Annotated in this window: 12 protein-coding genes; 8 read left to right on the forward strand and 4 right to left on the reverse strand. The window is 42.3% G+C overall.

Features of this window, described 5'->3' with window-relative positions; translation table 11 throughout:
* The first annotated feature begins 78 nt into the window (after nt 1-78).
* The 7 genes from JWQ54_RS12855 (at nt 79) to JWQ54_RS12885 (ending at nt 11,316) form a co-directional block, all read left to right on the forward strand.
* Nucleotides 79-1,605: a class I SAM-dependent DNA methyltransferase gene (locus JWQ54_RS12855; protein ID WP_299585283.1), complete on the forward strand. Its 1,527-nt coding sequence runs from the start codon at nt 79-81 to the stop codon at nt 1,603-1,605.
* Between the two features lie 15 nt (nt 1,606-1,620).
* Nucleotides 1,621-2,043, forward strand: coding sequence for an HI0074 family nucleotidyltransferase substrate-binding subunit (locus JWQ54_RS12860; protein WP_299585285.1), 423 nt, complete (start codon nt 1,621-1,623; stop codon nt 2,041-2,043).
* Nucleotides 2,044-3,597: a restriction endonuclease subunit S gene (locus JWQ54_RS12865; RefSeq protein ID WP_299585287.1), complete on the forward strand. Its 1,554-nt coding sequence runs from the start codon at nt 2,044-2,046 to the stop codon at nt 3,595-3,597.
* Nucleotides 3,584-4,216, forward strand: a complete 633-nt coding sequence (locus JWQ54_RS12870) for an abortive infection family protein (protein WP_299585289.1) — start codon at nt 3,584-3,586, stop codon at nt 4,214-4,216. The genes JWQ54_RS12865 and JWQ54_RS12870 overlap by 14 nt, the downstream gene beginning before the upstream one ends.
* Nucleotides 4,217-4,261: 45 nt before the next feature.
* A complete protein-coding gene (locus JWQ54_RS12875) occupies nt 4,262-7,390 on the forward strand; it encodes a type I restriction endonuclease subunit R (protein WP_299585291.1) in 3,129 nt (1,042 codons plus the stop codon).
* Nucleotides 7,391-7,721: 331 nt separating this feature from the next.
* Nucleotides 7,722-10,538 (forward strand): carbamoyl-phosphate synthase large subunit, encoded by a 2,817-nt coding sequence (gene carB, locus JWQ54_RS12880; RefSeq protein ID WP_299585293.1) that lies wholly within the window; start codon nt 7,722-7,724, stop codon nt 10,536-10,538.
* 82 nt (nt 10,539-10,620) lie between these two features.
* Nucleotides 10,621-11,316 carry a hypothetical protein gene (locus JWQ54_RS12885; protein WP_299585295.1) on the forward strand — a complete coding sequence of 232 codons (696 nt, stop codon included), beginning with the start codon at nt 10,621-10,623 and terminating at the stop codon, nt 11,314-11,316.
* Between the two features lie 150 nt (nt 11,317-11,466).
* Here the strand turns inward: JWQ54_RS12885 and JWQ54_RS12890 are convergent, their stop codons facing one another.
* Nucleotides 11,467-11,928: a DUF4920 domain-containing protein gene (locus JWQ54_RS12890; RefSeq protein WP_299585297.1), complete on the reverse strand. Its 462-nt coding sequence runs from the start codon at nt 11,926-11,928 to the stop codon at nt 11,467-11,469.
* A 250-nt stretch (nt 11,929-12,178) separates the two neighbouring features.
* Here JWQ54_RS12890 and JWQ54_RS12895 point away from each other — a divergent pair, with 250 nt between their 5' ends.
* Complete coding sequence (locus tag JWQ54_RS12895; RefSeq protein ID WP_299585299.1) at nt 12,179-13,576, forward strand: NHL repeat-containing protein; 1,398 nt, start codon at nt 12,179-12,181, stop codon at nt 13,574-13,576.
* A 57-nt stretch (nt 13,577-13,633) separates the two neighbouring features.
* Here JWQ54_RS12895 and JWQ54_RS12900 read toward each other — a convergent pair whose 3' ends face one another.
* From JWQ54_RS12900 to JWQ54_RS12910, 3 genes are all read right to left on the reverse strand, one after another.
* Nucleotides 13,634-14,182 (reverse strand): NUDIX hydrolase, encoded by a 549-nt coding sequence (locus JWQ54_RS12900; protein WP_299585301.1) that lies wholly within the window; start codon nt 14,180-14,182, stop codon nt 13,634-13,636.
* Nucleotides 14,183-14,316: 134 nt separating this feature from the next.
* The gene (locus JWQ54_RS12905) at nt 14,317-15,207 is read right to left on the reverse strand and encodes a heme-binding protein (RefSeq protein WP_299585303.1); all 891 of its coding nucleotides are present in this window, start codon (nt 15,205-15,207) and stop codon (nt 14,317-14,319) included.
* Nucleotides 15,208-15,346: 139 nt separating this feature from the next.
* A complete protein-coding gene (locus tag JWQ54_RS12910; protein WP_299585304.1) occupies nt 15,347-15,763 on the reverse strand; it encodes a hypothetical protein in 417 nt (138 codons plus the stop codon).
* Nucleotides 15,764-15,872 lie beyond the last annotated feature (109 nt).

Below are 15,872 nucleotides of genomic sequence, written 5' to 3' on the forward strand. Positions count from 1 at the left end.
ATTCCATTAGTTTTAATCATCTGTATATTTATAAAAGTATTTTTGCATACTTTACATTAATACATTCTAAATCCGTACATGACTAACCTGGAACTTGAAAAGACGCTTTGGACTGCTGCCGATAAACTCCGCAATAACATGGATGCTGCGGAATATAAGCATGTTGTACTTGGGTTGATATTCTTAAAATATATATCTGACGCTTTTGAAGAGCTTTATAAAAAGCTCGACGCCGAACAATCAACAACCGGCGCCGATCCGGAAGATAAGGACGAATATACTGCCGAACGCGTTTTTTACGTCCCACCTTCTGCCCGTTGGAAATGGCTGCAGGGTAGGGCAAAATTACCAACAATTGGTAAGGATATTGACGAAGCGATGGATGCCATTGAAAAAGATAATCCATCCCTAAAAGGCGTGTTGCCAAAAGATTATGCCCGTCCGGCATTAGATAAACAACGACTTGGTGAGCTTATCGATTTGATTGGTTCAATTACATTGAGCAGCAATGGTAACGGGAAAGGCAAAGATCTGCTAGGCTTCGTGTTTGAATATTTTTTGGGACAGTTTGCCGATGCAGAGGGTAAAAAAGGCGGACAATTTTATACGCCACAAAGTATTGTAAAGCTATTGGTTGCTGTACTTGCGCCCGAAGCCGAAAAGCGGGTGTATGATGGCTGTTGCGGCAGCGGCGGAATGTTTGTGCAGAGCGAGGAATTTATAGAGATGCATGAGCATCGAAAGGGCAAGGTTTCCATTTATGGGCAGGAAAGCAACCCTACTACTTATAAACTGGCTAAAATGAACTTGGCCATTCGCGGTATCGATGCTAAAATTGAATTGGGTGATACCCTCTTTAATGATAAATTTCCGGGCCTTAAGGTAGATTATGTACTTGCCAATCCCCCTTTTAACGTAAGCGATTATAATATCAACAAAACCGAAACGGATAAATGGAAATTCGGTATTCCACCCGCAGGTAACGCTAATTATGCCTGGTTGCAACACTTTATCAATAAGCTGGCTCCATATGGTACAGCAGGTATCGTTTTGGCAAATGGCAGCATGAGTAGCGACACTTCAGGTGAAGGGCAGATACGGAAGGAATTAATTGAAAACGACTTGGTTGATTGTATGATAGCGCTACCTGCACAGTTATTCTACAACACTCAAATCCCAGCCTGCTTATGGTTTTTGGCCCGAAACAAGACCAACGGAAAATTTCGCGACCGAAGCAAAAAGATCTTATTTATTGATGCCCGAGAAATTGGCAGCATGATAAGCAGGCGGCAAAAAGAATTGACTGATGACGATATTGAAAAAATCTCCGGGGCCTACCACAGCTGGCGAAGTAAAGAGTGGGAAACCACTTACCAGGATACGCCTGGCTTTTGCAAATCTGCAACGCTGGAAGAAATAAGAAAGAATAACTACGTACTTACACCTGGTCGTTATATTGATTTTAAGGAAACCGAAGATGACGGGCCCGCATTTGACGAAAAAATGAAACAGCTAACCGCAACGCTTAAGGGGCAAATGGAAAAGGCCGCGGATTTGGATAAGGCAATAAAGGAAAATCTTGCAAAAATTGGATACACTATTTAACCAAATATTACGGCAATGATAGATTATGATAAATTCGGGAAATCCCTCAAACACCTGCAACTACAATATAATAATTATAATACACTGGATGACAGGCCAGATTTAGGCTCTTTAGAAAAAGAGGCAATTGCAGAGTCCGTTATCCAAAGGTTTGAGTTTTGCTATGACAGTTTGTGGAAAGTATTAAAGCGCTACTTAATTGAAGAATTAGGTATAGCGGATATGCCGAATAGCCCGAAACCAATTTTTCATTTTGCTTTTGAAAATAAACTGTTCAATTCCGACATAAAACAATGGCTGGCTTATGCGGATGCCCGTACGGATACCTCGCACGATTATTCTGAAAATAAAGCGATAAAAGCGCTATTGCTGATGGGCGATTTTATTGAAGATGCCATTGATCTGTATATTACCATGAGCGGAAAAATATTTGAATAAATGCTGCTTGACATAACAACACACGACCAAAAAACGGTTGTTACTTTATTGAAAGCTTTTTTACCTGAAACAACCATTTGGGCCTTTGGCTCGCGTATGAAATTTACCTCGAAACCTGAATCCGACCTCGACCTGGTTGCTTTTATCGATCCTGAACAGCAAAGCCAATTGGCTGAATTGAAGGATGCCTTTGCTGAATCAGACCTGCCTTTTAAGGTGGATGTATTGGATTGGAATGTTATTCCGGATAATTTTAAGGAAAATATTAAAAAAGACTACGTTACTTTACAAGACGCAAGTCTTGAGTTACCGCTAAATTGGAAAAACTACCATTTAGCAGACTTAATTCAAGTAAAACATGGCTATGCATTCAAAGGTGAATTTTTTTCCGATACTCCTACAAAAAACGTACTCCTAACACCAGGAAACTTCAAAATTGGAGGAGGGTTCAAGAATGCCAAATTCAAATTTTACAAGGGAAGTTATCCGATCAAGTATATTTTAAGTGAAAACGATCTCGTTGTTACAATGACCGACTTAAGCAAAGCCGGTGATACGTTAGGTTATTCGGCGAAAATTCCAACGGAAAAAGGTGTTAATTATTTGCATAATCAACGAATAGGCCTGGTTGAATTAAAAACTAATGATATCGATAAAGACTTTCTTTATTGGGTATTAAGAACTCAATTATATCACCATTATATACTAGGATCTTCGACTGGCTCTACAGTCAAACATACATCCCCAACAAAAATTTATAATTATAAATTTAGTGCCCCTTCATCTCGCATAGAACAACAAGCAATTGCCAACATTCTTTCATCTTTAGATAATAAAATTGACGTTAATCAACAAATAACCCAGAGTCTCGAAAAAATAGCGCAAAATGTCTTTAAAGAGTGGTTTATCAAATTTAATTTCCCGGGATTTGATGGCTTTTTTGTGGATGAATTACCGAAAGGATGGAGAAAAAGTAAATTAGGCGAGGTTGTTGAAGTAAAAGGAGGAGGAACTCCGAGCACATCAAACAACGATTATTGGAACGGTAATATATTCTGGACTACCCCCAAGGACTTGTCTGATAATAAATCACATGTATTACTCAGCACAGAAAGAAAGATAACGAAAGCTGGGTTGCAACAAATTAGTTCAGGTATATTACCAAAAGGGACACTACTTCTTTCATCAAGAGCACCAATAGGTTATCTAGCAATTTCACAAGTTCCTGTTGCTATTAATCAAGGCTACATTGCTATCCAAGGAAAAACTGTTTCTAATTATTTTATGCTTTATTGGCTAATTCAAAATATGGATTCCATTAAAGGCCGGGCCAATGGCTCAACATTTCAGGAAATAAGTAAATCCAATTTCAAGGATATAGATATTGTTATACCAGACAGCAAGACACTAAAAAATTTCGACAACATTGCTACTTCAATTTTTTGCAAAATTGTTACTAATGAAATAGAAAATGAAAACCTATCCGAGTTAAGAGATTCTTTATTACCTAAACTGATGGACGGAAAAATTCAAATTTCTGATGGATTGGATTAGGAGCAAGCTATCTACAATGCCCAGTTTCGCGCCTTTGTTGGATCAAGTTGAGGTTATTGATAATTATGTTATTTCTAATCCTACGCTATGTGTAGAAACCTGTAAATCATTAATTGAAGGAATTTGTAAAACTATATTAAGCAATAAAAACATCTCTTACTCAAATGATGCAGTATTTAATAGTCTCGTCAAACAAACGATTGATGCTATTTTAAACCCGGAGGAGTCATTTCGAAATGATTTAGTCGAATTAGGCAGAAGAATAGCAAGTGTCTCTCAAAAATTAGGGGAAATTAGAAATAACACCGGTTTTGTTTCACATGGAATGGATGTATTAAATCCTAGATTAACGGAAACAATTTCTTATTTTTCTTATAAAATAACAGATACAATCGGCGGGTTCATTTTGAACTGTTATATTAATAATCGAATTAGCAACGCGGATAACAGAATACATTATGATGACAACCAGAACTTTAATGAATATTTTGACGAAATAAACCCCATGTCAATCGGGCCGATAACTCTTTCTGCCAGTAAAATTTTATTTCAAGAAGATTATCAAGCATATAAAGAAGCTCAATTTGATTATTTAAGTACGTTAGACGACGACGAATAAATTATCATAGCTATTTGTTAATATTAGAGTAAATTGCCTTTTTAAATGAACCCTATCTCCGAAAACGATATTGAATTAATTGCTATCGCGTACCTACAAGGGTTGGGGTATCAATATCTCAATGGCGTAGATATCGGGCCGGATGGGAGTTCACCCGAAAGGCAATATAATGAGGTTGTTTTGGTTGAGCGGTTAAGGAGTGCCATTGACCGGCTTAACCCCGGCATCGCACATGAAGCGAAGGAAGATGCTTTGAAAAAGGTATTGCGTACCGATAGCCCAACTGCATTGATCAATAATGAAACTTTCCACCGGTACCTTACCGAGGGCATTGCTGTAGAAATGCGCGTAAACAGTGGCATTCGCGGCGAAATAGTGTACATTGCTGATTTTGAGAATTACGAACGCAACGAGTTTTTAGCCGTAAACCAGTTTTCCATAGTTGAAAACAACCAGCACAAAAGGCCGGATATAATTCTGTTTATCAATGGCCTGCCGCTTGTGGTTATCGAATTAAAAAACGCAACGGATGAAAACGCGACTATCAAATCGGCGTATAACCAGGTGCAAACCTATAAGCAGGCTATCCCGTCGTTATTTACTTATAATGAGCTGTTAATAGTTAGCGATGGCTGGGATGCCAAATGTGGCACCATCACCAGTGATTGGGGGAGATTCTTGAGCTGGAAAACCAAAGATGGCCGAACAACCGCGGATACGCTTACCCCGCAAATGGAGGTGATGTTTAACGGCATGTTAAACAAACAAACCCTGCTCGATCTGCTAAGCCACTTTATCGTATTTGAAAAGAGTAAAGACAAAACCTTAAAAAAAGTTGCCGCCTATCATCAGTATTATGCAGTTAATAAAGCAGTAATAACAACAGTAGCAGCAGCAAAAGATACCGGCGACAGGCGTGCAGGCGTAGTATGGCACACACAGGGCAGCGGTAAAAGCTTAAGCATGGTTTTTTATACCGGTAAAATGGTATTGGCTTTGGACAACCCTACCATTGTTGTGCTTACCGACCGCAATGATCTGGACGATCAGCTTTATGAAACCTTCAGTAATTGCCAGCAGCTGTTGAGGCAAGAACCTAAGCAAGCATCGGACAGGAAAAATCTACAAACGCTGTTAAGCGTTGCTTCCGGCGGCATTGTGTTTACTACTATTCAAAAATTTACCCCTGTTGAAAATGATGATATTGTTGAACCGAATGTATTTAGAGAACCGGAAGTAAAATACATTGGTGCAAATGCAAAAGCTTTAAGTCTTCGTAAAAACATTGTAGTAGTTGCCGATGAGGCACACCGGAGTCAATATGATTTCTTGGATGGCTTCGCCAAATATATGCGGGATGCATTGCCCCATGCATCATTTATTGGTTTTACCGGAACCCCTATAGAAAGCAGCGACCGCAATACACAGGCTGTTTTTGGAAACTACGTTGATATTTATGATATTCAGCAAGCGGTAATTGACAGGGCTACCGTGCCCATATTTTATGAAAGCCGGTTGGCCAAAGTTCAGTTTAGCGAAAATGAGAAGATCCATCTTGACGACCGCTTTGAAGAATTAACCGAAAGCGAAGAGTTAACAAACAGGCAGCAGCTACGCGCCAAATGGACAAGGCTGGAAGCAATAGTTGGCAACCTCAACCGGATAAATAAAATAGCAGAAGATTTGGTTTACCACTTTGAGCAACGAAGTTCGGTATTGGATGGTAAGGCAATGATAGTTTGCATGAGTCGCAGGATCTGCGTTGAAATGTATGATGCGATCATTAAGCTACGGCCCGGCTGGCATGATGAGGAAGACGATAAAGGTGCTATAAAAGTTGTAATGACCGGCTCATCAAGCGATGAACTGAATTTACAGCCGCATATCCGTAATAAAACAAGAAGAAAAGCAATTGGGGAAAGGCTTAAAAACCCAACTAATAATCTAAAACTGGTGATCGTCCGCGACATGTGGCTTACTGGTTTTGACGCGCCGTGTTTACATACCTTGTATGTTGACAAGCCAATGCGTGGTCACAGCTTAATGCAGGCCATTGCACGGGTGAACCGGGTATTTACAGAAGGTAAAGAAGGTGGATTGGTAGTTGATTATTTAGGTATAGCGCAGGAATTAAAACATGCCTTAGCTATTTATACCGAAAGCGGCGGCGAAGGCAAGCCAACCTTAGACCAGGAACTTGCCGTTGCAAAAATGCTGGAACTATATGAGGCCATAGAATACCAGCTACGCCATTTCGATTGGCAAAAGTTTTTCGGGCTTTCTCCTGAAGAAAAGCTTAGATATATTCCTGTAATTGTTGATTATATCTTTAGTCAGGAAAACGGAGAACAATCATTTGTCGAAAACACAAAGAACCTGTTAAAAGCTTTCGCTATATCAGTCCCACACGAAAAGGCAATTTTAATCAGGGATAATGTTGCCTTATTCCAGGCAATAAAAGCCCGATTGGTTAAAATATCCGACAATAATGAAGGCGGAAAAAGCGATGATGAAATAGAAACAGCTATTAAACAAATCATTTCAGAAGCGATAACTGCTGACAAGGTAATAGATGTTTTTGATGCGGCAGGTTTAAAGAAGCCAAACATTGAGATTCTTGATGACCGCTTTTTGCAGGAGTTAAAAGATCTTCCGCAAAAGAACCTGGCTGTTGAACTTTTGAAAAAGCTGTTGAAAGACGAAATCAAAAAGCGCACAAAGATCAATCTGGTCGAAAGTAAAAAGTTCTCTGAAATGCTGGAGGACGCTATCAAACGTTACCATAACGGCATGATAGATACCGTGGAGTTTTTGGAAAAAGTGTTAATCCCATTTGCAAACCAGATTAAGGAGTCAGACAGGAAAGGTGAGAAGCTTGGACTTGATTATCGTGAATATGCTTTTTATACCGCGCTGGAAGTTAATAACAGCGCCGTTTCCATATTAGGAGATGAAACACTAAAACACATTGCGCAAGAATTACTTAGCACTGTAAGAAACAGTACTACTATCGATTGGGCAATTAAAGAAAGTGTGCAATCTGCGTTAAGGCGAAATGTCCGTCGTATTCTTCGACTTCATGGATACCCGCCTGATTTACAGGAAAAGGCTGTACAAACCATATTGACACAGGCGAAAATGCTGGCCGAGGATATTACAAACCCTGAAAAATAGTTTTCTTTTTTTTAAATTTCGCGTTAGGGATGGCAGTGGATACCGGCCCTGAGCCTAAGGCCTGCAGGCGTATGAACGTACAGCGCGCCCCCCGTTTCTACCAACGGGGAAACGCCCAAATCCCCTTCCAAAACCTACTCAACCCACTCAACCCAATCCACCCCAATCATCCAAAAGAACTAATTCAAAAAAATATAACAACATATTCTCACAAACTGTATCTTTGCACCCCGACAAGAAGATACCCGAATTGCGGAATGCAGCACCATCAATTTCGGAAGTTTTAAGTTGGCATTTCGCACCAGGCATTTCTTCGGATACAAAAAAGCCCATGCCCAAAGACACCTCCATAAAATCCGTTTTAATTATTGGTTCAGGTCCTATTATTATAGGCCAGGCCTGCGAGTTTGATTACGCTGGTTCGCAAGCCGCCCTCTCCTTAAAAGAAGAAGGGATCTCCGTATCCATCATTAACAGCAACCCTGCTACTATAATGACGGATAAGGTTATTGCCGACCATGTTTACCTGTTGCCTTTAACCAGCGATAGCATTGAAAAGATCCTGAAAGAGCAAAAAATTGACGCCGTACTGCCAACAATGGGCGGCCAAACAGCGCTTAACCTTTGTATTGAGGTTGCTGAACGCGGCATCTGGGAAAAATACGGTGTAAAGATTGTAGGTGTTGATTTAGCTGCAATTGAAAAAACTGAAAATCGTGAGGCTTTCCGCCAGCTGATGGTTGACATTGGTGTAGGCGTGGCTACCTCAAAAATTGCCAACTCGTTTTTAGAAGGAAAAGAAGCCGCGCAGGAAATTGGTTTCCCGCTGGTTATTCGCCCAAGCTATACTTTGGGTGGTAAAGGCGCCGGCTTTGTACATAAAAAAGAAGATTTTGATGCGGCTTTAAGTCGTGGTTTGCAGGCGTCGCCAACACATGAGGTTTTGGTTGAGCAGGCAGTTTTGGGCTGGAAAGAATATGAGCTGGAACTGCTGCGCGACAGTAACGATAACGTGATCATCATCTGCTCTATCGAGAATTTCGACCCGATGGGCATCCATACCGGCGACTCAATAACCGTTGCCCCTGCAATGACGCTGAGCGACCGCTGCTACCAGGATATGCGCAACCAGGCTATCCGCATGATGCGTGCCATTGGTAATTTTGCCGGCGGCTGTAACGTACAGTTCTCGGTAAACCCGGCTGATGAGGCTATCATCGCCATTGAAATTAATCCGCGGGTATCGCGCTCATCCGCACTTGCATCAAAAGCTACGGGTTACCCCATCGCTAAAATAGCTGCAAAGCTGGCCATAGGTTACAACCTCGACGAAATAGAAAACCAGATCACCAAAACAACTTCGGCTTATTTTGAGCCCTCGCTTGATTATGTGATCGTAAAGATCCCCCGCTGGAACTTTGATAAATTTAAAGGCGCTAACCGCGAGCTTGGCCTGCAGATGAAATCTGTTGGTGAGGTAATGGGAATAGGCCGCAGCTTTATTGAGGCGCTGCAAAAGGCTTGTCAGAGTTTGGAGATCGGCCGTGCCGGTCTTGGAGCTGATGGCAGGCAGAGCCGCAACCTGGAAGAAATTATGCACAGCCTGGAGCATCCGAGCTGGGACAGGTTATTCCATATTTATGACGCCCTGAGTTTGGGTGTACCGATTGAATCAGTTAGAAAGGCTACTAAAATTGACCGCTGGTTTTTAAACCAGATTGCGGATGTAGTAAATTTAGAGAACGAGCTTCGCCGTTATTCACTCAATAATATTCCTGAAGAGTTTTTCTTCACTCTTAAACAAAAAGGATTTTCAGATACGCAGATAGCTTACATATTAGGCAATGTTACTGAAGAGGATGTTTACCAGCGCAGACAAGTATTAAACATCCGCCGCGTTTATAAAATGGTGGATACCTGCGCGGCCGAGTTCCCCGCAAAAACGCCTTACTACTACTCAACCTACGAGGGTGAGAACGAATCCATCGCATCTGATAAGAAAAAAATAATTGTATTAGGCTCGGGCCCTAACCGCATCGGGCAGGGTATTGAGTTTGATTACAGCTGCGTGCATGGCTTGCTTGCCGCAAAAGAATCAGGCTTTGAGGCCATCATGATCAACTGCAATCCTGAAACTGTATCTACCGACTTTAATATGGCGGATAAGCTATACTTTGAGCCGGTTTACTGGGAGCATGTAAGAGAGATCATCGAGCTTGAAAAACCTTATGGGGTGATTGTTCAGCTTGGCGGGCAAACGGCATTAAAAATGGCCGAGAAAATGCACGAGCATGGCATCAGGATCATAGGCACATCATTTAATGATATGGATATTGCCGAAGACCGCGGCCGCTTCTCTGATCTTTTGAAGGAGCTTGACATCCCTTATCCAAGATACGGGGTAGCTGAAAGCGCCGAAGAAGCCATTGAAGTAGCGCACCAGGTAGGTTACCCGGTACTGGTTCGCCCAAGCTATGTATTAGGCGGACAGGGGATGAGCATCGTTATTAACGACGAGGACCTTGAAAAGGCGGTGGTTAGCCTGTTAAAGAACCTGCCCGGTAACCGCGTACTGATAGATCATTTCCTTGATCGTGCTGCCGAGGCCGAATCAGACTCGATAAGTGATGGCGATGAGGTGCACATTGTAGGCATTATGGAACATATTGAACCTGCCGGGATCCACTCAGGCGACTCATTTGCCGTGCTGCCACCGTTCGACCTGTCGGACAATGTGATAGCCCAGATAGAAGAATATACTATTAAAATAGCAAACGCCCTTAATGTGATAGGCTTGCTTAACATACAGTTTGCCGTTAAAAACGATAAAGTGTATGTGATAGAAGCCAACCCGCGCGCATCGCGTACAGTTCCGTTTATTGCAAAGGCCTATGATGTGCCTTACATAAACATTGCGGCTAAAGTGATGCTGGGTGTAAATAAATTAAAAGATTTTACCATTGAACGTAAATTATGGGGTTATGCCATAAAAGAACCCGTGTTCTCGTTCGATAAATTTCCGGAAGTAAATAAGGAGCTTGGCCCTGAAATGAAATCAACCGGCGAAGCTATCCGTTTTATACCAAACCTGCAGGACCCCTACTTCAGACATTTGTATAAAGAAAAATCAATGTACTTAAGCAGGTAGCAGGATCTCCGGCTATTCAGTTAAAGTTTACCGGCGTTATTTTGACGCCTGTAAGCTATGGTTTCACTTTAGTGAATTAGTTTTGAAAGTTAACGTAAAAAATAATAACCCGGCCTTCAATTTAAATAATGTTGATCCGGAAGATATGGATGATGTGCTGAGGAAGATCCAGAATTCATTTGATATCAAACTTGCTAATGAGGACCTGAGAGAGGTTAAAACGTTTGGCAGCCTTTGCGATACCATTGTTGAAAAGGTAAAGCATAAAAACGGCGATGCCTGTACTACGCAGAAGGCGTTTTACAAGCTCAGGAATGCTATTAATGCAACTGTTTCCGCCGATAAGGAGCTGATAAAGCCGCAAACCCGCCTGTCGGATATTTTCCCCAGGGATACCCGTTTACAGGTTATTGCAGAGATTGAAAAAGAAATGGGCTTTAAAATGAACCTGTTAAAACCCAAAGGATCTGTCGTTTTTGTATTTTCTTTGATTTTGGGTGTATCAATCATCGGCCTGTTCTTTTACCCGGCAATAAGCAGTGTTGGCTTAATATTATCTGCCACAGGTTTAATACTTGCGGGCAAATTTGGTAAAGAATTGCCCGTAAAAACATTGGGCGATCTTGCGGAGAAGATTGCCCGGGAACATTCCCGTAACTGCCGCCGCAATGCACAAACAGTAAACCGCAATGAAGTTGCCGAAAAGGTAAAAGAGCTTTTTGTACATGATTTGTATTTGGAGCCTTCGGTGCTAACCAGGAATTCGAAGTTTAATTAAGATCAGGAATGGCCGGGGGGGGGGGGGGTGAAACCTTAATACTAAGATAATGTCATGCTGAATTTATTTCAGCACCTCACATGCTAAGTGGCCAGCATGTAGGCGATCTGTCCTGTGGGTGCCGAAATAGATCGGCGTGCTTATCCCCTTTTATTCCACCATCAGCCCCTTAACCTCAAAGGTGAGCCTATGTTTAGCATCTGTTTTAACGACATGCTGCTTTTTCCCTGTAGCGGTATCGCCGGCAAAGTGCTGCAGATCATCGGCAATAAATTGTTTTGCGGCTATGCCGTCGGCAATAATATATTTGCCCTTTAAATTTGCCGGGATATTAACACCATAATTTTTAAAGTGTGCCGCTATTACTTTCCCATTGCCGGCATCAATAGTAAACCAGCCCCCCTTTGGTTTGGTAACGTTTAAAACACGCCCCTTAACAGTTGTGCTGATCCGCGTTTTTTTACCCATAAAAGCTTCCAGCTTTACAGCATCCAGCATAGCGCCGGTATCGGGCTTAGTGCCGTAAACCATGCCATGAGGCAGGGGTGTTTGCTTTTGTGCGAATGTGGGTAGGGAAAATAACAGGCCCCAAATTAATGCTAATGCTTTCATGATATTTAATATTTAAGGGGATAGCTATACAACAATAAAAGTGAAGGGTGGTTTTTGTGAAACACTGGTTATGTATTGAAAAATGAATGCCGTGTTGAAACTATTTCACGATAACCGGGAGTTAAACCGCCCTGTTAATATTTGTTAAATTTTTTCCCATTTATAATATGAATCCTATAATTGCAGTTCATTAATAAAAACCAGCACAAGCTGCATGAACTAACTTTTACATCCTTATCTTTTTATTTGCATGAAAACCCCCTATTTCCGCAAAATCTTTTTACTTGCACTATTATTATCATTTGTATTATTAGCCAACAGCTGTAAAAAAAGTACTACCACCACCGACACCGGAATTGTACCAACCATTGCTACGGCCGGATTGATCATCAACTTAACATCAACTACGGCACAAAGCGGCGGAACAATTTCTGATGCCGGCGGCAGCTTATTAACAGCAAATGGTGTTTGCTACAGCGCAACCAATAAAACACCTACAGTAGCTGACAGCAAAACCTCCGAAACGTTAAGCACCAGCGGTTCGCTCCCAATTATTTTTACCAGCAACCTTACTGGCTTAACGGCAGGTACCACGTATTATTTAAGGGCCTATGCCAGCAACAGTAGCGGCACAGCCTATGGCAGCGTTGTACAGTTTACAACAAGCACAGGCGTTAGTGCTGTAGTTACTGCGGTAAGCACACTTGCAGGCAACGGGGCGGCTGGCTTCGCTGACGGAGCCGGCTTAAGCGCCCGGTTCAATAACCCACAGGGAATTACGGTTGATGCATCCGGAAAGATCTACCTGGCCGACTCGTATAATAACCGCATCCGCGCTATTACAGCAGCAGGGTTGACAAGTACTACTGCCGGGACCGGAGCACTTGGCTATGGTGAAGGCAACGCCCTAAGTGCCGAATTTTATGGCCCTAACGGGATAGCTGTTGACGGGCAGGGAAACATTTATATTGCTGATTTTGGTAACAATGTTATCCGTAAGATCACAGCCGGTGGAGTGGTGAGCACTTTTGTAGGTAACGGTACTGCCGGATTTGTGAACGGCACCGGCACATCAAGCGAATTTAACAATCCGGCCGGTATTGCCATTGATGCATCCGGGAACATCTATGTGGCCGATCGTGGTAATAACGCTATCCGTAAAATTACACCGGCTGGTGTGGTAACTACCCTTGCCGGCTTTAAAACGGGGGGTTATATAAATGCAACGGGCGTCGCTGCAGCCTTTGACAACCCTAATGGCGTGGCTGTAGACGCCGCCGGCAACGTGTATGTGGCCGACCAAAGTAATTCTGCCATTCGCAAAATTACTGCAGATGGTGTAGTTACAACCATAGCAGGCGGCCCAACACAAACCGACCTGATAGACTACCCGACAGGCATAGCGCTTGATAAGCAGGGAAATATTTACATAGCCGATGAAGGCGGCCGCATAATGGAATGCACTACCACCAATGTGCTCTATATTTTGGCAGGGACTTTAAATACTTCCGGGTTTGTAAACGGTGCGGGTACTACAGCGCTGTTTAACCAGCCTCAGGCAATAGCGGTTGATGCCAACAATAACATTTATGTTGCCGACCAGGATAATAATTGTATCCGTAAGTTAACAGTTACGAGAACACCTTAGGGAGGTGAAAGCTGAAAGACCAAAGCAGAAAGCTTTTTAAGCTTTGGTCTTTTTGCTTTATGCTTTCAGCTTCCCCAGCGCATAAAACAACCCAGTGCAATGCAGTGCCTGGGCTATTTTATTATCAGCCAGCAGCTGTTTTACTTCATCAATGGTGAAGGTTTCAACAATAAGCTCTTCGTGCTCATCAAATTGCTGATCCTGCACTTTTTTGCCGTTGCGGGCCAGGAAACACGAGGTTTTATTATTGGCGGTTGACGGGTTGGCGTATATTTCGCAGAGCAACTCAAAATCGTCAAACTGGTAGCCGGTTTCTTCCAGCAGCTCACGGCGCAAGGCATATTCCGCAGATTCACCGGCTTCAATTACTCCACCCGGGATCTCGAGCGAAACAATGCCGGCTGCATGGCGGTATTGGTGTACCATTAAGATCTTATTGTCGTCAGTTATGGCAACTGCGTTTACCCAGTTAGGGTACTCTAAAACGTAATAATCTTCAACAATCCGGCCGTCGGGCATTTCGCACCGGTCAGACCGCAGCGTGGCCCAGGGACCTTTATGGATATAGTGTGATGAAAGTATTTTCCACTTTAGTTCATGGTTCATAGTTCATGGTTCATAGTAGAACCGGGCGAATGTAAGAAATAGCCGTTTTAGTTCATAATAGTTCATAAACGGAAGCAACGTTACGATCTGTCAATCATAAGCGACCTGCTTTCCGGCCATCAACTATGAACAACCTATTGCTTTCTCAGCGTATTCACATTTACATGCGGCCACATAATTAAGCCGGGAATACCAAATTTCGGGAGAAAATCAAGGTCGGCCTGTTGCGAGTATTGCAGTTGTTTAAAGTGAAGGTCATTCATTGTTACATCTTCTATCCAAAAAGTTGACATGAACCGCGAGGCATTCACATGCTCATGAATAAACGGAATATTTGAAATATTGCCACCATGGTTTTTAGTATCAACATGAATGGTGGTTACATTACCTATAGTTTGATTTGCGATAGCTTTCTGCAGCATTAAATTGGGATTGGCAGCCCTGAAATGCGGGAATTGCGGAATAATTTTATAGGCATCCAGGTAGCCCAGGTCGGGCCTTCCCATATCAACAGGGAGGGCATTCATATCGGGTATTGAAAATTTACCGCCTGATGTTGTTGCATTTCCAAGTGCCATAACCACATCTCCATGCGGGATGCTGGCCATCCTTGCTATGGTAAAAGGCATTGGTGCTGCAGCTTTTACCGGACCGTCAGGCTGAGCCTGCACATCGGCCATATTTAGCCACATGCCGTTTTCAATATGCAGAACGCCCTGGGTTGTGTTATCGGTTACTGTAAGCTCATAGGTAAGACCGGTAATAAACTGCTCGGTAGCGCCGCCACGGTTTGGCACCGGTGCACCAATTGCGGTGAAAGTTATAGTTTCCGAATAGTTTTGTACCAGCAGCGTAAAAGAAGGCTTGCCGTGATTTTGAGAAGGAACGGCTATCAGGTTCCATCCGTCGGTGCCGTGCCAGGTACCTTCAAGGCCTGCAAGTGGGCCAAGTTTACTTGCTACTTCGGCTACAGAGCCGCTTAAGCGTACAAAACCCTTAAGTAAAGTTTGTGCATTTTCTGTCATTGTGATAATTTTTTCAGGTGTGATTTAGTGCTTCTAAATTACGCTGCAAAAATCATATTAACAACAAGTGTTTCTAAGGATATCTTATTATCCTGCTATTTAAATATTAAAGGTAAGAGGTCCCTTATTTAATAAATATTTACAGCGGGAGGTTGCCCGAATGAGTTTTTAAAAATTGATGAATGATGTTTCTTTTACTTATATTTTCAAAAGACTGCCGGTGATATTGCTGTTCTAATCTATCATAAATAATAAGCACCTTTTGCAGCGTTTTAGCTGTTTCGGCATTGTTCTCAAGGGGTTCACTAGTAAGGTATAAAACCGAGGCTAGCGCATCAAGTTTGCCAGCACTATAATTTTGCTCCGCAAGCCTAATTTTAAAATCCTCAATGCTTAATTCAAGCACCTCATGCAAAGTAATATCGTACTCATTCAGCATGGTGCTTTCTGCAAGATGCGTAAATTCATCAGCCTTCCCTTCGGCTTTAAAACCCAACAGTTTTGCCAAAACAAGTGCAAGTTTTTGAGTCTCATCAACTATAATATCTCTGAACATGTAAACAGGAAAAATTATCGAATTTTATGATCCGCACAAAAAAATCAGCTTAATCAATTAAAATGGTAAAGCCCTCTTCTCTGCCGCTGAAAACAATTAACGTGAAAAT

This window comes from Mucilaginibacter sp. (genome assembly GCF_028288225.1).
GTDB lineage: Bacteria > Bacteroidota > Bacteroidia > Sphingobacteriales > Sphingobacteriaceae > Mucilaginibacter.